The following is a 26250-nucleotide window of genomic DNA, read 5'->3' on the forward strand; positions in this document are numbered from 1 at the left end:
CTGGGGCCGCAGCCGCGTTCATAGACCACAGAGCGGTGGTTATGGGTCCCGGCCTTCGCCGGCACGACGGTGTGGAGAGACCTACTTCTTCAGCCCGTAATTCAGCAGCCCGCCCTTGTTCTGCGGCGGATGGGCGCGCAGGCCTTCCTCGTTCGGCTCGGTGCCCCAGCCCGGGCGATCCGGGATCACGAGATGGCCGTCGACGAATTCCGGCACGTGGGTGAACAGCTCGTGGTCCCAGGCCAGCCGATCGATGTCGGTTTCCATGATGCGCAGGTTCGGCACCGCCGCGCAGAAATGCGCGTTCATCATGGTGCAGAGATGGCCGTAGAAATTATGCGGCGCGACGTTGACCTCGAAATGCTCGGCGGCCGCGGCGATCTTCATCGACTGCCAGACGCCGTTCCACGGCGTGTCGATGATCGCGACGTCCATCGCCTGCTCGGTGAAATAGGGCAGGAATTCGCGCAGGCCCAAAAGCGTCTCGCAGGACGAGATCGGGTGCGGGCTCTGGCGGCGGATATAGCCGAGCGCCTGCGGGTTGAAGGTGTCGATCTCGACCCAGAACATGTCCATCTTCTCGATGGCGCGCAGGATCTTCAGATAGCCCTCGGTCTTGGCGTTGAAATTGAGGTCGAGCAGGAGATCGACATCCGGCCCCGCGCCGTCGCGGATCGCCTCCAGATGCATGCAGAGATTGCGCAGCACATTGCGGTCGATATTGATCTCGGGCTGGAACGGCGAGCCGAAGCCGGGGCGCCAGCCTTGCGGCTTGCCATCGGTGTAGACGAAGATGTTGGTCTTCATCGCCGAGAATTTCTTCTCGCGCACCTCGGCCCCGATCGCCTTGACGCCGTCGAGATCGGTGATCGGAGGCTTGTACCAGTCCGGATGATTGATGCGCCAGGTCGCGCAATGCGACCAGTAGACCCGCACGCGGTCGCGGATCTTGCCGCCGAGCAGGTCGTAGCAGGGCACGCCGAGCGCCTTGGCCTTGACGTCGAGCAGCGCGTTCTCGATTGCCCCGAGTGCCAGCGCCACCACGCCGCCGGCGGCGGGGCGCGTCGCGGCGAACAGCTCGACATAGATCCGCTCGTGCTCGAACGCGTTCTTGCCGATCACGCGCGCCGACAGCCGCTCGATCGCCGCGGTCACGCCGGGGGCGCCAAAGCCCTCGTCATATTCGCTCCAGCCGACCAGCCCGTCCGTGGTCGTCACCTTGACGAAATGATAATTCCGCCAGCCGGCATCGCAGGCGAGCGTCTCGACGCTTCTGATTGTGGTGGATTTGCTCATGGTTTCCTGCCCGGCGTTTGTTGGTGTTGAAGAGAGCACAATAGCGGTTCGAGCAATGCGTCAACCGCACGGCGGCAGACCGTCAGCGCACGCTTGTTGCAAAGTGCTGCGGCAATCCGGCGAATTCCGTCAAGCGGAAGAAAATTCCACTTGCATCACACAGTCGGCGCGGCTTCAAGTTCACGCAACAAGAAACTGAATCAGCCGATGGCATCGGCTGGTCATTTTGTCGCGAGGAAGCGTGATGGGTGCGTTGTCGCATCTGCGGATAGTCGAGATCGGAAGCGCTGCGGCGACGAGCTATTGCGCGCGGCTGTTCGCTGATTTCGGCGCCGATGTGCAGAAGGTCGAGCCGCCCGCGGGCGATCCGCTTCGCCGCACCGCGCCTCTAACGCCGCAGGGCCACAGCGCATGGTTTGGGTTTCTCAATTTCAACAAATCGAGTGTCGTGCTCGACCAGAACGACGCGGGCGCCACGTCGCGCCTGCGTGAGCTGATTGCCGGCTGCGACATCCTGCTCGATGGGCGCGGCATCGATGCGGCCAATTGTCCCGGCATCGATCTCGATGCGATCAAGCGGAACAATCCGGGCCTGGTCCATCTCGACCTCGCCTGGTTCGGCGATCGCGGTCCCTATGCCAATTTCGCCGCGACCGACTCCACCATCCGCGCACTGACTGGGCTCGTGAAGCTGGTCGGATCCGAGCAGGGGCCGCCGATGCACGCGCCGGACTTCCAGATCGGGATTCTCGGCGGGCTATGGGGCTTCATCGCGGCCGCCTCGTCGGTGCTCGGCCGCATGCAGGATGGGCGCGGGCGCACCAGCCATCTCAGCCTGTTCGAGGCCTCTATCGCCGTCACCGAATACATCATGTTCGAGGCGTTCCAGCGCGGCGACATCATGCGGCGGATCGGCGTCAACCGGTTCTGGCCGACCTTTCCGGTCGGCATCTACGAGACCAAGCAAGGCTGGCTCGGCGTCACCACGGTGACCCCGGCGCAATGGCGTGCGTTCTGCGAGATGCTGGGGCTCACCGATTTGCGCGACGATCCGACATTGGTCATGGGCGTCGACCGGCTGCAGCGCGTCGCCGAGATCGAGGGCAAGATCCTGCCGAAGCTGAAGCAGCGCACCGCGCAGGAATGGTTTGCCGAGGGTCTCAAGCGCAAGATCCCGATCGTGCCGGTGCCGGAGATCGCGGATCTGATCGCCGATGAAGAGAAGCGCGCCCGCGGCGCCATCGTTCCGATCGCGGTCGGCGACGAGACCGGCTTTTCCGCCGGTACCATGCAACGATTGACGGGAACGCCGCCACTCCGCGGTGGCCGCGTGCCTGATCTCGGCGAGCAGCAGGCAAGGCTCGAGGCCACGCCGCGTGTGCCGGTGCCGAAGCCGGTTCCGACCCATCGCCTGCCGCTCGAGGGCATCCGCGTCGTCGATTTCTCGATGGGCTGGGCCGGGCCGATCTGTACCCGTACGCTCGCCGATCTCGGCGCCGACGTCATCAAGATCGAGGCGACCCAGTATCCGGACTGGTGGCGCGGCGTCGATCGCCGCCCGGCCTATGTGCTGGAGCAGATGTACGAGAAGTCGGTGCGCTACTGCATCATGAACCGCAACAAGCGCGGCATCACGCTCGATCTGACCCGGCCGAAGGGGCTTGCGCTGGCGAAGCGCCTGCTCGCCGATGCCGACCTCGTGGTCGACAATTATTCGGTCGAGGTGCTGCCCAAGCTCGGCCTCGGCTATGACGTGCTGAGCAAGATCAATCCGAAGCTCGTGATGATGTCGATGTCGGCGTTCGGCGCCGGCAGCGTGCACCGCGACTGCCGCGCTTACGGCTCGACCCTGGAGCAGGGCTCCGGCCTGCCAAGCGTGGTCGGCGATGCCGGTGGCCCGCCGGTGATGAGCCACACCGCGTTCGGCGATGCCGTCGGCGGCCTCAACGGCGCTGCCGCGGTGCTGACCGCGCTGATCCACGCCCGGCTGACGGGGCAGGGCCAGTTCATCGATCTCGCGCAGATCGAATGCATGATGCCGTTCGCCGCGCCCTGGATCGTCGCGCATGCGATCGACGGCAGGCCACCCACGAAATACGGCAACCGCCATCCTGATTTCGTGCCGCATGGCTGCTTTCGCTGCGATGGCGAGGACGACTGGATCGTGGTCGCGGTGTCCGATGACGCGATGTGGCCAAGGCTTGCGCGGCTGCTCGGCCGCGAGGACTGGGCGACGGACGAGACGCTCAAGACGGCCGCGGGCCGCCGCGCCATCGAGGCCGAGATCGAGGCTGCGATCTCGGTATGGACCTCGGCACGCGATCCCGATGCGGCGATGACTGCGCTGCAAGCTGAAGGTATCGCCTCCGGCGTGGCGCGGCTGCCGATCGATCTCCTGCAAGACCCGCAGCTCGACGCCCGCGGCTTCATCCAGCAGGTCGACCGCGCCTTCATCGGCAAGCATCCGCAGCCGTCGATGCCGTTCCGCGAGGGCGGTGCGCCATTCGCGATCCGCTCGGTGCCGCCGACGCTCGGCGAGCACAACCGCGAGATCCTGTCCGGCATGCTCGGCCTTTCCGACGCCGAGCTTGAGGAGCTCACCCACGAGGGCATTATCGGCACCGAGATGCTGATGGAGGAGCAGCTGGTGAAAGAGAAGAAGCGGGCGGCGGGTTGATGGAGGCAGGCCAGCCGGCACAGCGCAAGGCGGAGGTTGCGCGCGACGGCGCGCGGCCGCTGCTGTCCGTGCGCGGGCTCGGCATCCGCTTCAAGACGTCGCAGGGCATTTGGCAGGCGACGCGCCGGATCGATTTCGACATCGCGTCCGGCGAGCGCGTCGGCATCGTCGGCGAGAGCGGCTGCGGCAAGACCATCACCGGCCTGTCGATCCTGCGCCTCTTGCCGGGCAATTTTGCCGGGCTCGACGGCAAGATCCTGTTCGACGGCACCGATCTCGCCTCCTGCAGCGCGCGGCAGATGCGCGCCATCCGAGGCAAGCGGATCGCGATGATCTTCCAGGAGCCGATGAGCGCGCTCGATCCGGTCTTCACCGTCGGCCACCAGATCGCGGAGACGCTGCGCGTCCATACGGACGTTTCCTATGAGGAGGCGCGGGCGAAGACGCTGGAGATGCTCCGCCGCGTCGGCATCGCTTCGCCCGAGCGGCGCATCGACGACTATCCGCACCAGCTCTCCGGCGGCATGCGCCAACGCGTGATGATCGCGGCGAGCCTGATCTGCGGCCCGCAGCTCCTGATCGCGGACGAGCCGACCACCGCGCTCGACGTCACTGTGCAGGCGCAGATTCTCGAATTGCTGCGCGACATCAGCGAGACTTCGAAGACCGCGCTGATGCTGATCACCCACGATCTCGGCGTCGTCGCCGAGACCTGCACGCGGATGATTACGATGTATGCCGGCGAGGTGATCGAGGACGCCACCGTCGACGAGGCGCTGGTGCGGCCGCTTCATCCCTATACGTCCGGCCTTTTGCGGTCCTTGCCGCATTTGAGCCCGCGCCACTGCCGGCTGCCGTCGATCCCGGGCCGGGTGCCGTCGATTGCGGAGATGCCGGCCGGCTGCCGCTTCCGCGCCCGCTGCGCGCATGCGGCCAAGGGCTGCGAGGCCGAGCAGAGGCTGCAGGACGCCGGTGGCGGCCGCAAGGTGCGCTGCTGGCGCTTTGCCGAGCTCAATCTGCCGGGCGCGCTGCATCCGCCCGATGCGCCGGCTGCTGCGAAGGTCGCGACGCAATGACCGCAGCATCCGCTGAACAGCGCGGCGAGCCCATCGTCTCGGTGCGCGACCTCCAGGTCCGCTTCCAGACCTCGGACCGCCGCGCCACCGTGAAGGCGGTTGATGGCGTCAATTTCGACGTCCGCCGCGGCGAGACGTTTGGCATCATCGGCGAATCCGGATCGGGCAAGACCACGATCGGCCGCGCGCTGGTGTTTCTGCTGAAGCCCAGCGCCGGCGCCATCCTGCATGACGGCATCGACCCAACGGCGCTGTCGCGCCAAAAATTCCAGAGCCATCGTCGCGACTACCAGATCATCTTCCAGGATCCGAACGCGGCGCTGAACCCGCGCATGACCATTCTGGCGTCCGTGCTGGAGCCGCTGGAGCTCGCCCGCGTCGGCGACCGCGCCGAGCGGGAGCGGCTAGCGCGGGAGGCGCTGGAGCGCGTCGGCCTGCCGCAGGAGTTCGGCGAGCGCTATCCGCACCAACTGTCCGGCGGGCAGAAGCAGCGTGTCGTGATCGCCCGCGCGCTGACGCTCAAGCCGAAATTGATTGTCTGCGACGAGGTGGTGGCCGCGCTCGACATGTCGATCCGCGGCGACGTGCTCAATCTGTTTGCCGATCTGCAGCGCGACCTCGGGCTGACCTATGTCTTCATCACCCATGATCTCGCCGTGGTCTCGCACATCAGCGAGCGCGTCGCTGTCATGTATCTCGGCCAGTTCGTCGAGCTCGGGCCGACCGAAGAGGTCGCCGAGCGGCCGCTGCACCCCTACACCATCGCATTGCTGTCGGCCGAGCCGCGACCGCTGCCATCATCAATGCGGCCGGAGAGCCGCATCGTGCTGCAGGGCGAGGTGCCGAGCCCGATCGATCCGCCGTCGGGCTGCCGCTTCCGCACCCGATGCCCGCATGCGCAGCCGCTCTGCACCGATCGCGTGCCGGAGTGGCGCGAGCTGAAACCCGATCACTGGGTGGCCTGCCATTTCGCCGACCGCCCGAATTTTTCGAACAACTAGAGCATGATCCGGAAAAGTGTGAAGCGGTTTTCCGACAAGATCATGCTCCAAACCGAACTGGAGACAACGCCATGACGATGACGACACGACGCGAGGCCATGGCGCTGATCTCGGGCGCGCTGGCCAGCACCACGCTCGGCGGCAGTGCATTCGCGCAAGCCGCGCTGAAGAAGGGCGGCACCTTGCGGATCTCAGCGCCGGCCAATCCGTCGAGCCTCGATCCGGCAACCGGCGGCGCCGGCTCCGACCACGCTTTCCTGTTCACGATGTACGACACGTTGGTCGAATGGGATTTCGAGACGCTGAAACCCAGGCCGGGGCTCGCCGAGAGCTGGAAGTTCACCGATCCCAATACGCTGGTGCTCAACATCCGTTCCGGCGTCAGCTTCCATGACGGCACCCCGGTCGATGCCGAGGCCGTCAAATTCAACCTCGATCGCAACCGGGGTGATGCGAAGTCGAACATCAAGGCCGACCTGCTCTCGGTCGCGTCGGTCGAGGTCTCCGGTCCGCAGCAGGTGACGTTGAAGCTGAAGACGCCGGACACCGCGCTGCCCGGCATCCTCTCCGATCGCGCCGGCATGATGGTGTCGCCGACGGCGCTGAGGGCGGCCGAGGGCGGCGTCGTGACCCGCAAGCCGGTCGGCGCCGGCGCCTATGCTTTCGTGAGCTGGGCCGACGGCGAGAAGATCGTGGTCAAGCGCAACGACAAATACTGGAAGCCGGACCGGCCCTGCCCCGACGGCATCGAGTTCTCGATCATTCCCGAGCTCACCACCGGCGCCCGCTCTGTCACCGCCGGGCAGAACGATCTGATCTATCAGCTGCCGCCGCGGCAGAAGGCGATCATCGAGCGTGCCTCGAGCGTCAAGGTGGTGCACGGCCCGACGCTCTATGTGCTCCAGATTTTCCTCAACTGGGCCAAGCCGCCGTTCGACAACGTCAAGGTTCGCCAGGCGCTCAACTTCGCGATCGATCGCGAGTCCTTCGTCAAGGCCGCGCTCGCCGGCCTCGCGGAGCCGGCCTACATGAACCTGCCGAAGGCGCATTGGGCCTATGATGCCGAGGTCGCCAAACTCTATCCCTACGATCCCGACAAGGCACGCAAGCTGCTCGCCGAGGCCGGCTTCAAGGAGGGCACCCCGATCGAGCTCGGCGGCTATCCGGACCAGGATTCGGTGCAGCGTCAGGAGATCCTGATCGAGCAGTTGCGCAAGGCCGGCATGAACGCGCGGTTCGTCAATGCCCCGATCGCGGAGGCCTCTGCCGCGTTCTTCGGTCCGGAGAAGAAGGGGGCCGGGCTGCTCTCGGCCTGGACCGGACGGCCCGACCCGAGCCTGACCTATTCTTTGATGTTCACCAAGGACGCCTATTACAATGGCGGCCGTGCGCCGGTGCCTCCGGAGCTCGAAGCCGCGATCAAGGAATCGCGCGCGTCGGAAGATATCGAGGTCAGGCGCAAGGCCTTCTCCACCGTGCAGCGGCTGGTGATGGAGAACGCCTTCGTCGTGCCGCTGGCGTTCCAGTTCGAGCTGGTCGCCATGAACAAGAAGGTGCAGGGCTATCGGCCCAATCTGCTTGGCAAGCCGAAATACGACGACGTCTGGCTCGAAGGCTGAACCATGGCACGACGGTCTCCAGTCAAGGTCATCGGCAGCCGCCTCGTGCAGGCGCTGCCTGTGATCCTGCTCGCGACCTTCATGGTGTTTGCGCTGCTCAAGCTGGTGCCCGGCGACATCGCCGTGACGCTGGCGGGCGACAACGCGACCGACGCCCGGATCAGTGAGATCAGGACAATCTACGGCCTCGACCGGCCGTTCCTGGTGCAATATGGCGCCTGGCTCGGCCATGTCGCACAGGGCGATCTCTCGCAATCCCTCTTGACCGGCGAGAAGGTCGCGGTCTCGATCGGCCGCGCCTTTCCGAACACGCTCTTGATCGTCGTGATCGCGCTGGTGCTGGCGCTGGTCACGGGGATTCCGATGGGCGTGATGGCGGCGATCAAGCCGAACGGCTGGGTCGACAAGCTGATCAGCATGATCGCTTCGCTCGGCGTCGCGGTGCCCGGCTTCTGGCTCGCGATGATTTTGGTAGCGGAGTTCTCGCTGAAGCTGAACTGGCTGCCGGCGACGGGCGCCAAGTCCTTCAGCGCCTCGCCGATCGACGCGATCCGGCATGCGCTGCTGCCGGCCATCGCGATCGCGGCCTACGGCATGGCCGAGGTCGCGCGCCAGCTGCGCGGCGCGTTGCTGGAGGTGCTGTCGTCGCAATATGTTCGCACGCTGCATGCCAAGGGGCTGTCGATGTCCCGCATCCTCTGGCGGCACGGCCTGAAGAATGTCGGGGTCAATCTGCTGACCATCATCAGCCTGCTGGTCAACCGCATGCTGGCGGCGACCGTCGTGATCGAGGCGGTGTTCGCCATTCCCGGCCTCGGCAGCCTGATCGTGCGTGGTGCGATCCAGCGCGATTTCCCGATCGTGCAGGGTGTGGTCTTCACCATGGTGGTGGTCGTGATCGCGGTGAATTTGATCACCGACCTGCTGTGTGCCGCGGTCGATCCGAGGATCGAGCAATGACCGACACCGCGCTCGCTCCGCTCAAGATATCGGCCAAGCCGACCCGGCTTCGGCGTTTCCTGCGCTGGCTCGCCGGCGATCTGCGCGCGGCGCTGTCGATCCTGGTGCTATCGGTGCTGGTTGTCGTCGCAATCGGCGCGCCCTGGATCGCGCCCTATGCGCCGACCGCGCAGGACGTCAACAACATGCTGGCGCCGCCGGGGCCGTTGCATCTGCTCGGCACTGACGATCTCGGCCGCGACATCTTCTCCCGTCTGATCTACGGCGCACCGGCCACCGTCTATGCCAGCCTGCTTGCGGTCGGCGTCGCGGTCCTGATCGGGCTGCCGGTCGGCCTCATCGCCGGCTATTTCGGCGGCTGGATCGACGACATCATCAGCCGGATCATCGACACCTTCCTGTCGTTCCCCGCCATCGTGCTGGCGATCGCGGTCACCGGCGCGCTCGGCATTGGGCTTACCAACGGCATGATCGCGATCGGCATCACGATGTTTCCGGCGCTGGCGCGCATCGTCCGCGCCCGAACGCTGATCGTGCGGCAGGAGCTCTATGTCGACGCCTCCAGGGGTTTTGGCGCGCCGACCTGGCATGTGCTGTGGCGCCACGTGCTGCCGAACACGCTGCAGCCGGTCATCGTGCAGGTGACGCTGCTGCTCGCCGCGGCGCTCCTGGCCGAAGCCAGCCTGTCGTTCCTCGGCCTCGGCATCCAGCCGCCGGACCCGAGCTGGGGCGCCATGCTGGCGCGCGCCTATCAATATATGGAAATCGCGCCGGAGCAGATGTATGCGCCGGGCCTTGCCATTCTCGTCGTCTCCCTGGCGTTCAATGCGCTGGGGGAATCCTTGCGTGTCGTGCTCGATCCGACCATGAAGGATCGTTGATCTCAGGTGGAACCGTTATGTCGTTCAAGAAACTGCTGATTGCCAACCGCGGTGAGATCGCGATCCGCATTGCCCGTGCCGCGGCCGAGAGCGGCATCGCGACGGTCGCGATCTATCCCGCCGACGATGCCGCCTCGCTGCATGTCCGATCCGCCGATGCGAGCCACGAGATCCCCGGGCGCGGCGCGCGGGCGTATCTCGATATCGAGGCAGTGATAGCGGCAGCCAAGGCTGCAGGTTGCGACGCGCTGCATCCGGGCTATGGCTTCCTCAGCGAGAACACAGAGCTGGCGCGGCGCTGCGCCGAGGAGAAGATCACCTTCGTCGGCCCGTCGCCGGAGGCGCTCGATCTGTTCGGCGACAAGGCCAAGGCAAAGGCATTGGCGAAAAAATGCGGCGTGCCTGTTATCGCCGGTACGTCCGGCGCAACGACACTCGACGAGGCAAAGGCCTTTTTCGCCTCGCTCGGCGCGAATGCCGCCGTGATGGTCAAGGCGATCGCCGGCGGCGGCGGGCGCGGCATGCGCGTGGTCGAGGACGCGGCCAAGCTTGAGGAGGCCTACGCGCGCTGCCAGTCGGAGGCCAAAGCGGCGTTCGGCAACGACGCGGTCTATGTCGAGCGGCTGATCCGCAAGGCACGTCATATCGAGGTGCAGATCATCGGCGATCGTCATGGTGCGATCAGTCATCTCTGGGAGCGCGAATGCACGATCCAGCGCCGTAACCAGAAGCTCATCGAGGTGGCGCCGAGCCCGTCGCTGAGCGATGGCTTGCGCGCGCGCATCATCGAGGCGGCAAAGCAGCTCGCCTCCGCCGCGCGCTACGACAATCTCGGCACCTTCGAATTCCTTGTTGATGACGAGGCAGAGGAAAGCAAGGGCGAAGGCGCCTTCGCTTTCATCGAGGCGAATCCCCGGCTTCAGGTCGAGCATACCGTCACCGAGGCGGTGCTCGGCATCGACCTGGTACGTTCGCAGCTCGCGGTCGCCGCCGGCGCCACGCTGGCTTCGCTGGGGTTGGCGCAAGCCACCGTGCCGCTGCCGCGCGGCTATGCCATGCAGCTGCGCGTCAACATGGAGGTGATGGACGAGAAGGGGGTGACGAAGCCGACCGGCGGCACGCTCAGCGTGTTCGACCTGCCATCCGGCCCCGGCGTCCGCGTCGATACGTTCGGCTATTCGGGCTATCGGACCAGCGCCGCGTTCGACTCGCTGCTGGCAAAGGTTATCGTGCACTCGCCGAGCCAAAAATGGACTGACGTGGTGCACAAGGCGTCGCGCACCTTGCGTGAATTCAGGATCGGCGGCGTCGCCACCAACATCCCGTTCCTCGGCGCAATCCTGGCGCATCAAAGTTTTGGGCGGAACAAGATCAGCACCAACTTCATCGATACCCATGTGGCGGCGCTGGTCGGCGCAGCCAGCGATCTCGCCGCGCCGTTGATCGAGGTGAGCGAGGCGGCGGCGACCAAAGTCGTTGCCGAAGCGGCGCCCGAGGGATCGCTCCCGGTGCCCGCGCCGCTGCAGGGCACCATCGTGGCGATCGAGGTCGCGGAGGGCGATCTGGTCCGTCCCGGCCAGCAGATCGCGGTGCTGGAATCGATGAAGATGGAGCATCTCGTTGCCGCGCCGCATGGCGGCCGAGTGACGAAGATCGCCGGGGGACCCGGCGTCACCCTGATGCATGGCGAGCCGATCCTGTTCCTCGAGCCTGCCGAAGTCGACAGCCACGCCGCGACGGAAGAGGCCGCGATCGATCTTGATCACATCCGCCCGGACCTCGGCGAACTGATCGCGCGCAAGGCGATCACGCTGGACGAGAACCGTCCGGCCTCGGTGGAGCGCCGCCGCAAGACCAACCAGCGCACCGCGCGCGAGAACATCGCGCAGCTGGTCGATGAGGGCTCGTTCGTCGAATACGGCTCGCTTGCGATCGCGGCACAGCGCCGCCGCCGCAAGGTCGAGGATCTCATCAAGAACACGCCGGCTGATGGCCTGATCGCGGGCGTCGCCACCGTCAACGCCAGGGATTTCGGCGCTGATGGCGCACGCTGCATGGTGATCTCCTACGACTACACCGTGCTCGCCGGCACCCAGGGCCACATGAACCACAAGAAGATCGACCGCATGCTCGGTCTCGCCGAGCAGTGGCGCATGCCGCTGGTGTTCTATGCCGAGGGCGGCGGCGGCCGGCCCGGCGATACCGACCGGCTCGGCATGACCGGGCTCGACGGGCCGTCCTTCGTGCAGTTCGCCAAGCTGTCCGGGCTCGTGCCCGTGGTCGGCGTGGTCTCGGGCTATTGCTTCGCCGGCAACGCCGCGATGCTCGGCGTCTGCGACGTCATCATCGCGACGAAAAACGCCTCGATCGGCATGGGCGGCCCGGCGATGATCGAGGGCGGCGGGCTCGGCGTCTATCATCCGGCTGAGGTCGGCCCAGTCTCGTTCCAGTCCCCGAACGGCGTGATCGACATCCTGGTCGAGGACGAGGAAGAGGCGACGGCGGTTGCGCAGAAGTATCTGTCCTATTTCCAGGGCGCAGTGCAGGACTGGAAGGCGCCGGACCAGCGGCTGTTGCGCCGTGCGATCCCGGAGAATCGCTTAAGGGTCTACGACATCCGTAACGTGATCGACCTGATCGCCGACGAGGGGTCGGTGCTGGAGATCCGGCGCGATTTCGGCGTCGGCATGATCACGGCCTTCATCCGCATCGAGGGCAAGCCGTTCGGCCTGATCGCCAACAATCCAAAGCATCTCGGCGGCGCGATCGACGCTGCGGCCGGCGACAAGGCCGCGCGCTTCATGCAGCTCTGCGATGCCTTCGACATCCCGATCGTCTCGCTGTGCGACACGCCGGGCTTCATGGTCGGCCCCGAGGCCGAGAAGACCGCGATCGTGCGCCATGTCGCGCGGATGTTCGTCACCGGCGCCAGCATCACGGTGCCGCTGTTCGGCGTCGTGCTGCGCAAGGGCTATGGCTTAGGGGCGCAATCGATGATCGGCGGCGGCTTCCATGCCTCGTTCTTCACGGTGGCGTGGCCGACCGGCGAGTTCGGCGGCATGGGCCTCGAAGGCTATGTCCGCCTCGGCTTCCGCAAGGAGATGGAGGCGATCACGGACCCGGTGGAGCGCGAGAAGTACTTCCAGACCAAGGTCGCCGAACTCTACGCCAACGGCAAGGCAGTCTCGATCGCCTCGGTGCTCGAGATCGACGAGGTGATCGACCCCGCCGACACCAGGCATTGGATCATGGCCGGCCTCCGCTCGGTGCCGAAGCCCGAGCCGCGGACGCACCGCAAGCGGCCGTGTATTGATGCGTGGTAGCGAAGTTCGATGCGTAGGATGGGTAGAGCGAAGCGAAACCCATCAATTCTTCATCCGCGGTGCAAATGATGGGTATCGCTTCGCTCCACCCATCCTACGGTGCTGAGTTGCCTGACGTGGCAAACCTCTTGGCATGTGACGCACGGATCGTGCGACAAACACGGTGTCGTCCTGGCGAAAGCCAGGACCCATTACCCCAAATCTCAATTATTGCGCGATGCTGGGGCCACGATCCCGTTCATCACTGAATGCGGTGGTTATGGGTCCTGGCTTTCGCCAGGACGACGGGGATGGATGGGGCAGGCGCCTCGCATCACCGAGAGAGCGATCCCAAGCTCAGCCCAACCTCAACTCCGCATACCCCTTCGCGGCCACCTCATCGCACCGCGCGCGATACGCCGGCGCGCTGCCGCTGTAGCGGGCGACGATGCGCCTCTGCTTGCCCTCGACGTTGCGGTTGATGCCGGTCATCCAGGAATCGACCTCGTTGGACAGCAGGCCGACACCGAGCGCCTTGACGTGATCGGTCCAGCCGGCGGCGCCTTCGGGCGTGGCGTCGAGAAAGGTCAGGCCTTTCGCTTTCGCGAAGCGGAGCAGGCCGGTGACCCAGTCGACGCTGTATTCGATGCTGCGCGGGATGTTGCCGAGTGCGGTATGCGGGCCCATCAGCATCATCATGTTGGGGAAGCCGTCGACCATCAGCCCGAGATAGGTTTCCGGGCCGTGCGTCCACTTCTCCTTCAGCCTTGCGCCGTGCGCACCGCGAAAATCGATGTTGTCGAAGCTGCCGGTGATGGCATCGAAGCCGGTGGCATAGATGATGATGTCGAAGGCGTAGTCCTTGTCGCTGGTGCGGATGCCTTCGGGCGTGATCCGCTCGATCGGCGTCTCGTTCAGATCGACAAGCTCGACATTGTCGCGGTTGTAGACCTCGTAATAGTAGGTCTCGAGCGGCAGCCGCCGCGTGCCGAAGCCGTGGTTCTTCGGGATCAGCTTCTCGGCGACCTCCGGATCCTTGACGCGCTCACGGATCTTGCGCGCGACGAAGTCGCTGATCGTCGCATTCGCCTCGCGGTCGATCAGGATATCCCTGAAGTTGCCCTGCCAGATGCCGAAGCCGCGTTCGCCGTAGAGTTTCTCGTAGAACGCCTCGCGCTCGGCGTCGCTCACCTCGAACGCGCCGCGCGGATCGGGTGTATGCACGAAACAGGCGAAGGTCTCCTTGCAGCGCGCGAAGATCTCGGGATAGCCGGCCTTGATCTTGGCTTGCGTCTCCGCGTCGATCCTGCCGTTGTGCAGCGGCGCCGCCCAGTTGGCGGTGCGCTGGAACACGGTGAGGTGGCCGACCTCGCCGGCGATGGTCTGGATGGTCTGGATGCCGGTCGCGCCGGTGCCGATCACGGCAACGCGCTTGCCGACGAAATCCACTTTCTCTTTCGGCCAGCGCGCGGTGTGAAACGACTGGCCCTTGAAATCATCGCGGCCCTCGATGCGCGGCAGGGTCGGCGTCGACAGCGGGCCGATCGCGGTGATCAGGAAGCGGCAGGAGTGACGCGCGCCGCTTTCCAGCGTGACTTGCCAGCTTCGCGTGTCGTCCTGGTAGATCGCGGACGCGACGCGGCTCTCGAACCGGATGTCGCGGCGCAGATCGAACTTGTCGGCGACGTAGTTGCAGTAGCGCAAGGTTTCGGGCTGGCCGGCGAAATGCTCCGACCATTCCCATTCCTGCAACAGCTCCTTCGAGAACGAGTAGCCGTAGGAATAGCTTTCGGAATCGAAGCGCGCGCCGGGATAGCGGTTCCAGTACCAGGTGCCGCCGACGCCGGTGCCGGCCTCGAACACGCGCGCCGAGAGGCCAAGCTCGCGCAGCCGGTAGAGCTGGTACAGGCCGGACAACCCGGCGCCGATGATGATGACGTCGTAGTCCAGCGCAGCTGTCTGCGGGCTGTTGTCCTGGCGCAATGCGGCCACCTCTCGTTGCTCCCTGATGGGTTGATTGCCGGCAAGGCTAGCCGGTCTCGTAGCTGCCGACAAACCTCGAACAGCGGGGCTGCCATCGCGATTTGCCGGGTGGGCCGGCCTCTCCGCATTCCGCGCGGCGGACGGTCCGCCCCATAGCTTTACTCAGCCGCGGGATTTCCTCTATCGTCGGCTGACAAAGACGATCGCCCGCCAAGCGGCGACGGAACCAGTGGGAGTGAAGCGATGGGAGAGGCGCTGCGCAGGCCGACGTCAACAGACGTCAGCAACCCCCGGCTTTATCAGGATGACATTTGGCGGCCGCTGTTCGCGCAGCTCCGCCGCGACGATCCGGTGCATTATTGCGAGGCCTCGGCCTACGGTCCGTACTGGTCGGTGACGCGCTACGACGACATCTTTGCGGTCGAGCTGGACCACCAGAACTATTCTTCGGCCTCGGAGCTCGGCGGTATCCAGGTCGCCGACCAGCCGAAGGGGCAGGAGCGGCCGAGCTTCATCCGCATGGACCCGCCCGGCCACACCGCGCAGCGCCGCACGGTCGCGCCGATCGTGGCGCCGTCGAACCTCGCCAATTTAGATGCCTTGATCCGCAAGCGCACCTCGGCCGTGCTCGACGCGCTGCCGCGCAACGAGACCTTCGACTGGGCCGAGCGGGTCTCGGTCGACCTCACCAACATGATGCTGGCGACGCTGTTCGATTTCCCCGCCGAGGACCGCGCCAAGCTGACCTGGTGGTCGGATGTCGCGATCGCCAACATCGATTCGCCTGACGCGGTGGTGCATTCGGAGGCTGAACGCACCGCCGAGCTGGTCAAGATGGGAGAATATTTCCGCAAGCTATGGGATGCGCGGGTCGATGCGGCTCCGACCTTCGACCTGATCTCGATGCTGGCGCATTCCGAGGCCACTCGAAATCTGGAGCCGCGCGAGTTCATCGGCACCATCGGGCTCCTGATCGTCGGCGGCAACGACACCACGCGCAACTCGATGTCGGCCGGGCTGATGGCGCTGTGCGAGAATCCCGAGCAGTTCGAGCTGGTCCGCGCGAGGCCGGAGCTGATCCCGAACCTCGTCTCCGAGACCATCCGCTACCACACGCCGGTGCTGCACATGCGCCGCACCGCGCGCAACGATGTCGAGCTCGCCGGCAAGCGGATCAGCAAGGGCGACAAGGTCGTGATGTGGTACATCTCCGGCAACCGCGACGAGGACAAGATCGAGCGCGCCGACGAATTCATCATCGACCGCGCCAAGCCGCGCCAGCATCTCGCCTTCGGCGCCGGCATTCACCGCTGCGTCGGCGACCGCCTCGCCGAGCAGCAATTGCGCATCCTCTGGGAGGAGGTTCTGGCGCGCGATCTGCGTTTTGAGCTGATGGGCCCGCCGCAAAGGCTCTATTCCAATTTCATCCGCGGTATACGAAGCTTGCCGGTGAGAATCGTGAATTGAGCCGCATCACCCGTCATTGCTATCGCTCCTCGCAATGACGGAAGAAGAGACTCCAAGGAACAAGAATGAAGAACGATCCCGTTGACGTCCTGATCATCGGCGCCGGCGCCTCCGGCGCCGCGGTGGCCTGGAGCCTTGCCGACACCAAGATGCATATCCTCTGCCTCGACCAGGGCGGCTGGATGAATCCTGCCGAATATCCGAGCACCGGCCGCGACTGGGAGGCGAAGTTCTACGGCGAGTGGTCGTCCAGCCCGAATGTCCGCAAGCGGCCCGAGGACTATCCGATCAATGACGACAATTCGCCGATCAAGGTCGTCAACTTCAACGCCGTCGGCGGCTCGACGGTGATGTACACCGCGCACTGGCCGCGGCTGCATCCCTCCGACTTCAGGGTGAAGACGCTCGACGGCGTCGCCGACGACTGGCCGATCGACTACGACGCGCTCACCCCGTTCTTCGAGGAGAACGATCGCATGATGGGCGTCTCGGGCCTGTCGGGCGACCCGCTGTCGCCGTTGAGCCATCCGCCGATGCCGCAGCAGCCGCTCGGGCTGTCCGGCCCGCTGATCGGCCAGGCCATGAACCAGCTCGGCTGGCACTGGTGGCCGTCGGACACCACGGTTGCGACGATGGATTACGAGGGCAGGGCGCGCTGCATCAATCTTGGCCATTGCACGCCGGCCTGCGCCCAGGGCGCCAAGGCCTCGACCGACATCACCTACTGGCCGCACGCGATCCGCGCCGGGGTCGAGCTGAAGACCCATTGCCGGGTGCGCGAGATCCTGACCAACGAGCATGGCATGGCCTCCGGCGTCGTCTATTACGACAAGGACGGCGTCGAGCAATTCCAGCCGGCCGAGGTCGTCATCATCGCCTGCAACGGCGTCGGCACGCCGCGGCTGCTGCTCAATTCGGTGTCGGGAAAATTCCCGAACGGTCTCGCCAACTCGTCAGGCCTGGTCGGCAAGAACCTCATGTTCCACCCCTATGCGCAGGTCTACGGCTTCGTGAAGGAGCCGACCGATAGCAACCGCGCGCCGCCGACCTGCCTGTGGAGCAAGGAGTTCTACGACACCGACCTCTCGCGCGGCTTCGTCCGCGGCTACGGCATCCAGTTCGGCCGCGGCGCCGGGCCGGTGTTCGAGGCGGTCGCGAGCGAGCAGAAGGGCGTCCTGCCCTGGGGCAAGGATCATCACCGCGTGTTCCGCAAGCTCAACGGTCATCGCCTTGCGGTGTCGGCGATCTGCGAGGATCTGCCGGAAGAGCACAACCGCGTCACGCTCGATCCGGTCCTGAAGGACGGTCACGGCATCCCGGCGCCGAAGATCGACTACACGATCAGCGCAAACAGCCGGAAGATGATGGACCATGGCCTGGCGCGCGGCCGCGAGATTCTCGAGGTCGCCGGCGCCACCGACATCTGCATCAACGATCCGATCCCGTGGGGCGGCTGGCATCTGCTCGGCACCGCGCGGATGGGGACCGATCCGGCGCGCTCCGTGGTCAACGAATGGGGCCGCTCGCACGACGTGAAGAACCTCTTCATCGTCGACGGCAGCATCTTCGTCACCTCGGGTGGCGTGAACCCGACCTCCACCATCCAGGCCCTCGCGCTCTACATCGCCGATCAGATGAAGCAGCGCCTCGCCAACCTGTTCGACTGAGACCGACAGAGACCGACATGTCCGATAGCAAACAACTGACCGCAGCCCAGCGCGCCGATCTCCGCACCATCGCTGCGATGATCGTTCCCGAAAGTGCCGAGTACAAGGTGCCGGGGGCCGATGATGCCGCGATCCAGGCCGACATGCTCGCAACGCTCGGCCGCGACACCGCCCTGGTCGCGCAGGCGCTCGATCATCTGGCAAAGCTCGCCGGCAAGCCGCTCGCCGAGCTCGACGATGCCGGGCGCGATGCGGTGGCGCAGGCGTTTCGTAGCCGCGGCGGCGCCGCCGCGGCCACGCTCGTCCGCGTCGTGTTGCAATGCTACTACCGCGACGATCGCGTGCTGCGTTCGCTCGGGCTCGAACTGCGCGCGCCGTTCCCGAAGGGCCACGTGCTGCCGGACGGCGACTGGTCGTTGCTCGATCCGGTCAAGGCGCGGGGCGGCACGCTGCGGCGGGCGACCTAGCCACTCGGGCAGGTTCAGGCGTAACCACTTGCAGCGGTGGGAGCAGGTCACCATCTGAGGGGACCAAAGGATTCTCGCCATGCTGGATTTTACCTCAGATGCCGCCGGTGACAGGCCGTCACCGCGGGCGGACGATGCTGCCCAAGTTGATGACCGGGCTTTGCTGGATGCCTATTCCAATGCCGTGATCGACGTGACTGATCGCGTCGGTCCTGCCGTGGTCCGGGTCGAGACCGGGCCGAAGGTCCGCAACGCGCGCGAGCGCGGCGGGCTCGGTTCGGGCATCGTGATCTCGCCCGACGGCTTCGTGCTGACCAACAGCCATGTGGTCGGATCGTCGAAGGAGATCCGCCTGCGCGACACCGAGGGCTTCGTCACCGACGCGCATGTGCTCGGCGTCGATCCCGACACCGACCTCGCCTTGCTGCGGGCCGACGGCGCGCGCGATCTGCCCTATGCTTCGCTCGGCAATTCCAAGACGTTGCGGCGCGGCCAGCTCGTGGTCGCGATCGGCAATCCGCTCGGGTTCGAATCGACGGTCACCGCCGGCGTGGTGTCGGCGCTCGGCCGCTCGATTCGTTCGGTCAGCGGGCGCACCATCGAGGACGTGATCCAGACCGATGCCGCGCTCAATCCTGGCAATTCCGGGGGCCCGCTGGTGTCGTCGAAGGGCGAGGTGATCGGCATCAACACCGCGATCATCAACGGCGCGCAGGGCATCTGCTTTGCGGTCGCCAGCAACACCGCGCAGTTCGTGCTGTCGGAGATCATCCGTCACGGCTATGTCCGCCGCGCCTATATCGGCGTCGCAGGCCAGACCGCGCCGGTGCCGCGGCGCCATGCGGTCCTCGCCGGCGTCGAGAACAAGATGGGTGCGCTCTTGATGCAGATCGAGCCCGACAGCCCGGCCGCGCGCGCGAGCCTGTTGCCGGGCGATGTGGTGATCAGGCTCGACGGCATCGAGATCCACGGCGTCGACGACCTGATCCGCGCGCTCGATCACAGCCGGATCGACCGGACCCTCTCGCTGGACGTGCTCCGGCTCGGCCGCCTGCGCGCAATCGAGATTCATCCGATCGAAAGGAAGCCTGCGAAGCAGTGACCACGGTCGATCCACGAACTCGCCTGACCCTTTCCCCCTGTGGGAGAGGGTGGCTTGCCGGCGCCCGAGAGTAGAGGTGTGGCGTGCAACTTCTTTTCGGGGAGCGTTCTGCGTCTGAAAGTGACTACAAACAGCGCCTCCGCCGTCCGACGCGTGCCGCTAGCAGCCGCGTGGAAATTCTTTCCGACCGCCTGCGTGGTCGTGCTCGTAAGCGTTTTTGGCAACGCGATCCGTGTGGACCGACTGAACCAGGGCTTGTACTCACAAACGTGCAAAATGCCGGGTCTTGGCGGCGAAGCGGAAATCTTGTGCTCATCCTGAGCTTTGCCGGTTGTGACCCGTAGCGGTCCGCTGCCACAACGCGGCATCGCGATGTGCGGTCTTATCCTGACGTTACGCTTCACCGTCCGTCAGGGGACGATCACCACTTCCCCCGGAATGCGATCTGTCTGGCGTGATCGCTGTTCACCACCAATATGGCCACCGCCACCCCTCATAGAGGCGCCACGACGACACCAAGGGCGGGCCGTATGGATCAACCCGGTCGTCTTCAGGGCGATAACGATATCGTGGAACAACATAATAATCCCACGGAGTTGGCCTTATCACGGGCCCCGGAATAACAATCCTCCTTGGTTCATGAACGACTTGTGCCTTCCGCGCCCGGGCTTCAGCACCAGACGTCCCGAGGTTGCACAGCACCAGGGCCGCTCCGAGAGCGCACGCGACGGTGATTATCTTCATGCATCGGCCTCCTTGTCTGAGAGTGCAAAAGGACTCAAAGCAAGGCAAGCGAATTCGCTCTCGACTGGCTTGAATGACCGCTTATGGCCCTCTTGAGGCATGCCGGACGGCATTGACGATGGCCGCTTCCGAACGAAGACCGGAAGTGCCGACCCGCCGGCGCGGCGCTTAGTTTTGAAACGAAGGCGTTCTGGAATAGCAGCAGACCGAAGAAATGTCGGCTATTGGCCCTCTTCGGACCTCATCGCGCGGCCCACGGATGACTGCTCACCGGGGACCAGCGGACTTCGGCGGAAGGCCGCGCGACTTCCGAGTTTGACCCATCTCGGAAGTCGGGTGGTCAAGTTTGCTGCGCTGGGAATAACAACTTCCGGTAAGCTGGCCTCACCGGCTCCAAAAGGAGATATGTCCATCATGCTGGACCGCATCCTCGATGCAGCAACCGACAACCTCAGGTTCGCGAAGATTCTGGTCCAAATGGGCCTCGATCCGAACAACGTGACCTGGGACGCCATCTTCAACCGCCTGCTGGAGCTCTTCCTGCACAACATCACGCTTGCCAACATGTTCGCCCTGATCGGCGCGATCTTCTTCGTCGCCACATTGCTGACGCACACGATGGTGCCGCTGCGGGTCGCGAACATGATCGGTTGCGCGTTCTTCGCCATGTTCGGTGCGCTCACCGGAGCCATCACGACCTTTCTTCTGTATTTCCTGATGATTCCCATCAATGCCTACCGTCTCCGTCAAATGCTCGCTCTCGTGAAGAAGGCGCGCACCGCAACGCAGGGCGACACGTCGATGGAGTGGCTCAAGCCGTTCATGACTGACCGCAAGTATCGCAAGGGCGATATCTTGATGAGGAAAGGTGACGCGGCCAACGAAATGCTGCTGACCGTCACCGGCAAATTCCGGGTCGTCGAAATCAACGTCGAACTTCCGCCGGGGCGTTTGATGGGCGAGCTTGGTTTCCTCACGCCCGACAACCGCCGGACCGCGACGATCGAATGTATCGAGGATGGCCGCGTTCTAACTGTCAGCTACGAAAAGCTGCTCGAGATCTACTTCCAAAACCCGCAGTTCGGCTATTACTTCCTTGTCTTGACCAGCCAGCGCCTGCTGGAAAATCTCGCGCGGGCCGAAGCCATCATCGCGCAGAACAAGATCGCGCCGCAGCCGCCTCTCGCCAACTGACAGCGGCCCCGGGCGATTGATCGCGGCCGTCGCCTGCTCGGCCGCCGCCGTCCTAATTGCCACCGGCTTCACGCGCATGGCGCAAAACTTGAATTCGGGGACCTTTCCAAGCGGATCGAGCGCCACATTGGCGAGCAGATTGGCAACAGTCCTCCCGCTCATCCTTCGGGAGGGCTTGAAGTCCGATCATTGCACGCTGCCTGCGGCCATCGCCGATAAAGCGAAGCCAAAATCGAGAGCGTCTTGCTGCAGTGCATGAGTCTGTTGTTGGCCCTCTTGAGACATGCCCGACGGCCGTGACGATGTCCGCTTCCGAATGAAGACCGGAAGTGCCGACCCGTCGGTGCGAGGTCTCAGTTTGACCCAAAGCGGAAATTGTTTCTGTCAGCCATTAGACAAGCTTTCAGAAAGTAGCCTACGGTCGATTAAAAAGTAGTGCAGTGCAAACAACTGCGCCGAGTCGTGCGCGATAGTTCCGATGTTATCGCTTGAAGCATGCTGTTTCAGCAGTACTGCTTGAATGGATAACCTGCGTCGGAGGCTTTCAACGCTTCCAGGACGATAGGACAAGGTTGAATGCATGAACGCACGGGCCACATCGCTCTCAACGCGAGTTAATTCGATTGGAATGCCTCGCGAAAACACTTCATAGGCGCCATTGGCAACCCGGATCATAACACGAAAGCATCTGTCGATATCGAAGTTGATATCATTTCGATGCCTTACTTGTTCAAATACCCAATGGCAGTTTCGTTCGATTTCACCAATCGCCCTTTGATCATCGTCTGCGACACTAGTCGCCAGTCGCATAAGGCTCGAGGCTAGTTGCTTTATATGCCCATCGGCGACCTCAAAGAAGTAACCGAATCTGCCTATGTTCGCGGCTTTTGCGTCCTCATTGCCCAGAACGTAAAGCATGCGAAGAAGATCAACTACTACGGTGCTGAGAGCTTGCGCAAAGAGAAGGAAATTATCGGTGCTGACAGGGGGGCTGTGCACGTGAAAGTGCATGTCTCCTTGCGCGGAAAAGGCCCCTGAAAACTGCGGTGCGGCTCGGGAAGCAGCTGCACCGCCTTCTACTTTCCCGGCGGGGCCTTGACGTTCTTAAACGTCATGTCCTCCGCAGACGTAAACCGATCGCCAGTCACGCCCTCAACATTGTCGAATAGTAGGCTGCGACCCGACTCGATCACGCGGACGTTGACTGCATAAGGCGCCTTCGTTGCCTCAGGCAGAGCTTCGATCGCCGCGCGTAATTTGTCCGCCAAACGTCTGACCTCCGGATCGTTCACGACGCCTTCGCGTTCGAGGTCTTTCTTGATGACAGCTTCGTACGCCTGATTGTCCTTTGCATGATCAATAAGGGCCAGTGAGGCAGCTCCATGGGAATTGATGAGACGGGCTTTCAGCGCATCGAAGGCAGACTTACCTGCGCCCTTGGCGAATTCGCCTGCCGCCGTTGAGGCGACAAGCCCCGCGCCCGTTACGAGAAGACTGAATAGAACTGTCGCAATGTCCATAGGAAGTTCCTCTGCCAACGGCGCGATCCGCAACGATGATTTCGGTCCAAGAACTATAGCGACGTTGTTCCACAAACCACCGACCATAGTATCGAAGTTTATCTCTAGACTAACGTCGCGGCCATGTCGGTCATAGAAGCGGAAAATCTTACCGATGAATTCGGCGATGTGGTCGCTACTCAGAACATTATCGCAAAGATAGATTGGCTTCCCTTCAGGCACTTTCAATACCGGCACGGAGCCGTGGGACTGCAGGACATCCTGCTCTAGAAAATGCGATAGATCCTGCGCTGCCTCATGGATACCACGCCCAGAGTTCGATGTGATCGCGATGGCAACTGCCATAACAAACCTGGTGCTTTGCGAGCTTATAACTACCGAAAATTGTAAACCTCCTGACGTTCAGCTTCAAGGGCCGAATTCAGCTAATGGCCCATCGCGTCGGTTGGCGCAGTGCAGCGACATGTCCGAAGTTGACGGTAGACCGGAAGTAGCTGGCCGACTTTATTAAACGACGCGATTGGCCGTTCTCGGATTTACGGCAATGTCCGCTTTCGCGATCTTGTCGGGCCATAGCAGACGCCCAGCGCGCGTGAGCCGAGTCGCCTCGATCTATGAATACACGCCCTTGCTCGTGACGGTCGATTGTCTCCGCGTCCTCCGGACCCGCGTCGATCCACCGGCACAACGATCCCGCCATTGGTCATTGATACGGATCGAGTGCATACCCGCCAAGTCGCCCTTGCAATGGCATGGTGGGCAAGAATTTTCGGACCGCAATCGCGACGGACGCGTACGCTGTTGCGGAGACGTCGGGGCGTTTGCATGATTTCGGAATAATAGAAGATATCGCTGATTTGCCCGACGTGTCAAGTTGCTTGTCCGAGCGTCGGCGGTCGCCTCGTTACTTTGCATGGGGTTGTTTTCAATATTTTGGGGACTGACCCTCGAAGGAGGTTCTCCAACGTCGCCAATGGTCGCGGCAAAGGGCACTTCGAGTGCGAAAGTATCGGAGCGGCTGAGGGGGCTGTAACGCAGACGCAGTCGTCTCATCCGGCGTGGACCGCGCATAGCCGATGCGGAGCATCGGCGTCCTTCAACAACGGCGGCCCCATGGACCGCCTATGGCGACCATCTCCCACATCCGCCTTGGCCAAGGCTACGGCGGACATGAGGAGGAGAAGGGAAGGGCTCGCTATTGCAGCGCCGCCAGCAGCTCGTCGGGCTGCTCGACCATCATCATGTGTCCGGCGCCTGGCAGCACCACGGCGCGCGCATTCGGTGTCGCGGCGGCGAGCGCCTTGCCGGCCTTGGCCGGGGTCATCATGTCGCGCTCGCCGAGGATGAAGGTCGTGAGCACCTTGACCGCGGCCGCGGCGGCGAGCGCGTTCTGGTAGGCGTTGCAGGCGTTGAGGTCGTTGTAAAGCACGCCGGGCTTGGCCTCCTGCAGCACCCGCCGCGCGCCCTGGTGCATCCACAGGCCGGGCGCGAGGCTGCCGCCGAGCTCGGCCTTGAAGCCGAGGCCCCAGATCGAGACCATGTCGATCGCAGCCGCATCATTCGCTTCGGCGGCTTTCAGGAGATCAGGGCCGACCGTCATGGTCGCGGCGGTGCCGATCAGCGCGAGGCCGGAGACCTTGTCGGGATGCCGCGCGGAGGTCTCGATTGCGATCAGCGAGCCCATCGAATGCCCGATCAATCGGGCCTTCGACACGCCGGCGGCGGTGATCAGCGCCGCGATCCAGTCGGCCATCTCGGCGATGGTCGGCAGCGGCTTGCCGGCGGAGCGGCCATGGCCGGGCAGATCCGGCGCCAGCACGGAATAGCCGTGATGGGCGAACCAGCGGCTGTGCAGCGCCCAGGTCGTGGAATCGAAGCCGGCGCCGTGGATCATCACGACAGCCGGCAGCGACGCATCGAACGGCTTGCCGCCGGTCGCGATGAAGGTGTCTGACCCGTTGACGGAAAGCTGCATGGCTCAGGTCCTTTGCGAGGCGCGCAGCGCCTGGCCGAGATCGTCGATGATGTCCTGCGCGGTCTCGATGCCGACCGACAGCCGCACCAGCTCCTCGCCGATGCCGGCGGCCTTCAGCTGATCGGCGTCCATCTGCTGGTGCGTGGTGCTGGCGGGATGGATCACCAGCGTCTTGGCATCGCCGACATTGGCGAGATGGCTGATCAGCTTCAGCTGCTCGATGAACTTCTTGCCGGCAACGCGGCCGCCCTTGATGCCGAAGCTGACGATCGAACCGGCGCCGCGTGGCAACAGCTGCTTCGCCAGCGCATAGTCCGGATGCGTCTCCAGCGACGGATGCAGCACCCAGTCGACCGCCTTGTTCGTGGTCAGAAAGTCCAGCACCACATGGGTGTTGCCGACGTGGCGGTCCATGCGGACGCCGAGCGTCTCGATGCCCTGCAGCAGCTGGAAGGCGTTGGTCGGCGACAGGCAGGCGCCGAAATCGCGCAGGCCCTCGGTGCGGGCGCGCATGATGAAGGCGGCCTTGCCGAACTGCTCGTCGAAGACGATGCCATGATAGCCGGCATAGGGCTCGGTGAGCTGCGGGAATTTGCCGGAGGCGCGCCAGTCGAACCGGCCGCCGTCGACGATGACGCCGCCGATCGCGATGCCGTGGCCGCCCATCCACTTGGTCGCCGAATTCATCGTGATGTCGGCGCCGAGCTCGATCGGCTGGCTCAGATAGGGCGTCGCGAAGGTGTTGTCGATCAGGAGCGGAATCTTCGCGTCATGCGCGATCTGCGCCACCGCCGGGATATCGAGCACCTCGAGGCCGGGATTGCCGATAGTCTCGCCGATCACGAGCCGGGTGTTCGGCCTGATCGCGGCGCGAAATTCGTCGAGCGCGCGGGGCTTCACGAACGTCGTGGTGATGCCGAAACGCGGCAGCGTGTGCGCCAGCAGGTTGATGGTGCCGCCATAGAGCGAGGCGGAGGCGACGATGTGGTCGCCGGCATTGAGCAGCGTCGCGATCGCAAGATGCATCGCGGCCATGCCGCTGGCCGTGCAGATCGCGCCGACGCCGCATTCGAGCGCGGCGATGCGCTCCTCCAGCACTGATGTGGTCGGATTGGAGATGCGCGTATAGATGTGACCGGCGCGTTCGAGATTGAACAGCGCCGCGGCATGGTCGGCGTCCTGGAAGACGTAGGACGTGGTCTGATAGATCGGAACCGCGCGCGCGCCGGTCGTGGGATCGGGGCGCTGGCCGGCGTGCAGGCTCAAGGTTTCGAAGGCAGGCGGCTTGGGTGCGGGCATGCGAAGCTCGTCAGGTCAGT

Annotated in this window: 18 protein-coding genes; 12 read left to right on the forward strand and 6 right to left on the reverse strand. The window is 64.3% G+C overall.

Going from position 1 to position 26250, the window contains the following annotated elements:
- Positions 1-81 precede the first annotated feature (81 nt).
- On the reverse strand, positions 82-1296 hold the full coding sequence (locus ACVIGB_RS45405; protein ID WP_456724377.1) for a mandelate racemase/muconate lactonizing enzyme family protein: 1215 nt from the start codon (positions 1294-1296) through the stop codon (positions 82-84).
- Positions 1297-1540: 244 nt separating this feature from the next.
- Here ACVIGB_RS45405 and ACVIGB_RS45410 point away from each other — a divergent pair, with 244 nt between their 5' ends.
- From ACVIGB_RS45410 to ACVIGB_RS45440, 7 genes are all read left to right on the forward strand, one after another.
- Positions 1541-3973, forward strand: coding sequence for a CaiB/BaiF CoA transferase family protein (locus tag ACVIGB_RS45410; protein WP_456724376.1), 2433 nt, complete (start codon positions 1541-1543; stop codon positions 3971-3973).
- Positions 3973-5049 carry an ABC transporter ATP-binding protein gene (locus tag ACVIGB_RS45415; RefSeq protein ID WP_456724375.1) on the forward strand — a complete coding sequence of 359 codons (1077 nt, stop codon included), beginning with the start codon at positions 3973-3975 and terminating at the stop codon, positions 5047-5049. Before ACVIGB_RS45410 ends, ACVIGB_RS45415 begins: the two co-directional genes overlap by 1 nt.
- A complete protein-coding gene (locus ACVIGB_RS45420) occupies positions 5046-6050 on the forward strand; it encodes an ABC transporter ATP-binding protein (protein WP_456724374.1) in 1005 nt (334 codons plus the stop codon). The genes ACVIGB_RS45415 and ACVIGB_RS45420 overlap by 4 nt, the downstream gene beginning before the upstream one ends.
- Before the next feature lie 71 nt (positions 6051-6121).
- Positions 6122-7669 carry an ABC transporter substrate-binding protein gene (locus ACVIGB_RS45425; protein ID WP_456724373.1) on the forward strand — a complete coding sequence of 516 codons (1548 nt, stop codon included), beginning with the start codon at positions 6122-6124 and terminating at the stop codon, positions 7667-7669.
- A gap of 3 nt (positions 7670-7672) precedes the next feature.
- On the forward strand, positions 7673-8629 hold the full coding sequence (locus ACVIGB_RS45430; protein WP_456724372.1) for an ABC transporter permease: 957 nt from the start codon (positions 7673-7675) through the stop codon (positions 8627-8629).
- The gene (locus tag ACVIGB_RS45435) at positions 8626-9510 is read left to right on the forward strand and encodes an ABC transporter permease (RefSeq protein WP_223968181.1); all 885 of its coding nucleotides are present in this window, start codon (positions 8626-8628) and stop codon (positions 9508-9510) included. The genes ACVIGB_RS45430 and ACVIGB_RS45435 overlap by 4 nt, the downstream gene beginning before the upstream one ends.
- A gap of 17 nt (positions 9511-9527) precedes the next feature.
- A complete protein-coding gene (locus ACVIGB_RS45440) occupies positions 9528-12833 on the forward strand; it encodes a carboxyl transferase domain-containing protein (protein ID WP_456749341.1) in 3306 nt (1101 codons plus the stop codon).
- Positions 12834-13169: 336 nt separating this feature from the next.
- On the opposite strand, the gene ACVIGB_RS45445 is transcribed toward ACVIGB_RS45440, so the two are convergent.
- Positions 13170-14804 carry a flavin-containing monooxygenase gene (locus ACVIGB_RS45445; RefSeq protein WP_456724371.1) on the reverse strand — a complete coding sequence of 545 codons (1635 nt, stop codon included), beginning with the start codon at positions 14802-14804 and terminating at the stop codon, positions 13170-13172.
- 234 nt (positions 14805-15038) lie between these two features.
- Here ACVIGB_RS45445 and ACVIGB_RS45450 point away from each other — a divergent pair, with 234 nt between their 5' ends.
- The 5 genes from ACVIGB_RS45450 to ACVIGB_RS45470 all read left to right on the forward strand — a co-directional run bounded on the left by ACVIGB_RS45450 (position 15039) and on the right by ACVIGB_RS45470 (position 21436).
- Positions 15039-16262 carry a cytochrome P450 gene (locus tag ACVIGB_RS45450; protein ID WP_456724370.1) on the forward strand — a complete coding sequence of 408 codons (1224 nt, stop codon included), beginning with the start codon at positions 15039-15041 and terminating at the stop codon, positions 16260-16262.
- 65 nt (positions 16263-16327) lie between these two features.
- Positions 16328-17929 carry a GMC family oxidoreductase gene (locus tag ACVIGB_RS45455; RefSeq protein ID WP_456724369.1) on the forward strand — a complete coding sequence of 534 codons (1602 nt, stop codon included), beginning with the start codon at positions 16328-16330 and terminating at the stop codon, positions 17927-17929.
- A 17-nt stretch (positions 17930-17946) separates the two neighbouring features.
- Positions 17947-18396 carry a hypothetical protein gene (locus ACVIGB_RS45460; protein WP_456724368.1) on the forward strand — a complete coding sequence of 150 codons (450 nt, stop codon included), beginning with the start codon at positions 17947-17949 and terminating at the stop codon, positions 18394-18396.
- Between the two features lie 79 nt (positions 18397-18475).
- A complete protein-coding gene (locus ACVIGB_RS45465; RefSeq protein WP_456724367.1) occupies positions 18476-19498 on the forward strand; it encodes a S1C family serine protease in 1023 nt (340 codons plus the stop codon).
- Between the two features lie 1149 nt (positions 19499-20647).
- Complete coding sequence (locus ACVIGB_RS45470; protein ID WP_456725267.1) at positions 20648-21436, forward strand: Crp/Fnr family transcriptional regulator; 789 nt, start codon at positions 20648-20650, stop codon at positions 21434-21436.
- 384 nt (positions 21437-21820) lie between these two features.
- Here the strand turns inward: ACVIGB_RS45470 and ACVIGB_RS45475 are convergent, their stop codons facing one another.
- The 4 genes from ACVIGB_RS45475 to ACVIGB_RS45490 all read right to left on the reverse strand — a co-directional run bounded on the left by ACVIGB_RS45475 (position 21821) and on the right by ACVIGB_RS45490 (position 26230).
- Positions 21821-22354, reverse strand: coding sequence for a hypothetical protein (locus ACVIGB_RS45475; RefSeq protein WP_456749342.1), 534 nt, complete (start codon positions 22352-22354; stop codon positions 21821-21823).
- Positions 22355-22512: 158 nt separating this feature from the next.
- Positions 22513-23301 (reverse strand): hypothetical protein, encoded by a 789-nt coding sequence (locus tag ACVIGB_RS45480; RefSeq protein ID WP_456724365.1) that lies wholly within the window; start codon positions 23299-23301, stop codon positions 22513-22515.
- Positions 23302-24151: 850 nt separating this feature from the next.
- Entirely contained in the window at positions 24152-24931 is a 780-nt protein-coding gene (locus ACVIGB_RS45485) for an alpha/beta fold hydrolase (RefSeq protein ID WP_456724364.1), read from the reverse strand.
- A 3-nt stretch (positions 24932-24934) separates the two neighbouring features.
- Positions 24935-26230, reverse strand: a complete 1296-nt coding sequence (locus ACVIGB_RS45490; RefSeq protein ID WP_456724363.1) for an O-acetylhomoserine aminocarboxypropyltransferase — start codon at positions 26228-26230, stop codon at positions 24935-24937.
- Positions 26231-26250: the final 20 nt, after the last annotated feature.

This window comes from Bradyrhizobium sp. USDA 4341 (assembly GCF_054063755.1).